A 1,616-nucleotide genomic window follows, 5' to 3' on the forward strand; every position below is an offset into this window, starting at 1 on the left:
GGGGGGTGCGGACATTTTCTTGGACGGTTTATACGGACATCAATCCTAGTGCCTGACGATACTCGATGGGACTGCGGTCGCCAAGCGACAGTTTGATGCGGCGCTCGTTGTACCAGCGAATATAATCGTCGATTCGCCGCATGAAGTCTTCCAGCGTGACCTCACGCCAGTCTCTCGGGTAGATCAGCTCGTTCTTGAATCGTCCGAAGAAGCCTTCGCAGGCAGCGTTATCCGGCGAACAGCCCTTGCGGGACATTGATCGAGTCAGTTTCGCATCGCTAGTGCGGCGAATCCACTCGGGCCATCGGTAATGGGAGCCCCTGTCCGAATGGATAACCGGATGTTCGCCAGGTTGCAGGGTCTGCACCGCGTGATCCAGCATGGTGTTAACCAAGTTCGCATCCGGGCTGGTGCCAATATTCCACGCTACCACCAGCCCATCGAAGCAGTCGACGATTGGTGAAACGTAAACTTTCCCGGCCGGAATGTGGATCTCCGTCAGGTCGGTTAACCATTTCGTATTCGGTGCGGCGGCATGAAAGTTACGGTTCAATAGGTTCGGAACCGCAGGTGTCGGGTCGCCGGCATATGCTGAGAAGCGTCGACGCCGCGGCGTTTTCACCGTCAGAGATTCTTCGGCCATTAGGCGGCGCACGACTTTCTCCGATAGGCGCACACCTTGACGTCGCAAGGCTCCGTCAATGCGCCGGTAACCATAACAGCAGTAATTCTCATCGAAGAGGTTGCGGATATCCGCGCGCACCTGCGCATACTTATCCGGCAGCGTCTGTCGCAGACGCTGATAGAAATATGTACTGCGTGCCAGCTTCAGACCTTGCAGAAGTTGTGCAAGGGGATAGCGATCTTTAAGGGCATCAACTACCATCGTTTTTTCTCGGCTTGTCAGCCCGAGTAGGTTGATGCCCATGTCTTTTTTTATGAGTTCACTCGCCTTCTCCAGAATGTCGTGCTCCAAGCGAAGTTTGCGAACTCGGGCTTCCAGATCAGTGAATTCCTTGAGCAGGTCATCGCGTTGTTGTGCGAGTGGAACCGTATTTATTTTCTTTGGCATGGGCTTCAAAGGGGCATGGCCAAGTAGCTGATGATGCCAACTATATAACGTTTCCCGGGCCACACCGGTGGCTTCAGCCACCTCCTTTGCTGAGCCGGAGCGTGTATTCAACGCGATAATGGCCTGCTGCTTTGTGGCACGAGGCCGAGGCAGATTGTGCGGGGTACTACTACCCGTGATTGTCTTCCTGAGTTCCGGGCGCAATTCACCGACCCACGCACGTAGTGTCTCCCTGCTCGGATAGCCTAAACATCGGATCGTGTGAATTAGGCTGTGGCCTTGTTCAACGTAGTGGTCCACTGCCCGGTGCTTCTGTTCATCGGTGTACCGGCGCTTTACCCGTTGATAGCCTCTGCGAAGATCTCGATTCTGTTCAAATTCCGCACACCAGGCCTTGAGCGAATTCTTATTGGCATATCCCAGTTGACGCAACGTGGCATTTATCCGACGGCCGAGCTTCAAGTACAGCATTACGGCGCGCAGACGATCCTGGTATGAATACATGAACTACTCCCAAGTAGTCCAAGATTTTGTCCGCATCCCC

At 54.3% G+C, this 1,616-nt stretch carries 1 protein-coding gene; it reads right to left on the reverse strand.

Annotated elements, in window-relative coordinates:
• Positions 1-28: 28 nt before the first annotated feature.
• Complete coding sequence (locus ABS761_RS16820; protein WP_350409542.1) at positions 29-1,576, reverse strand: IS3 family transposase; 1,548 nt, start codon at positions 1,574-1,576, stop codon at positions 29-31.
• Positions 1,577-1,616 lie beyond the last annotated feature (40 nt).

Origin of the sequence: Castellaniella sp. GW247-6E4 (assembly GCF_040276065.1) — a bacterium.
In the GTDB taxonomy this organism is placed as follows: domain Bacteria; phylum Pseudomonadota; class Gammaproteobacteria; order Burkholderiales; family Burkholderiaceae_B; genus Castellaniella.

Coding starts and splice junctions, on each gene's coding strand:
- ABS761_RS16820 (WP_350409542.1), bottom strand. CDS start 1,576: ATGTATTCATACCAGGATCGTCTGCGCGCCGTAATGCTGTACTTGAAG.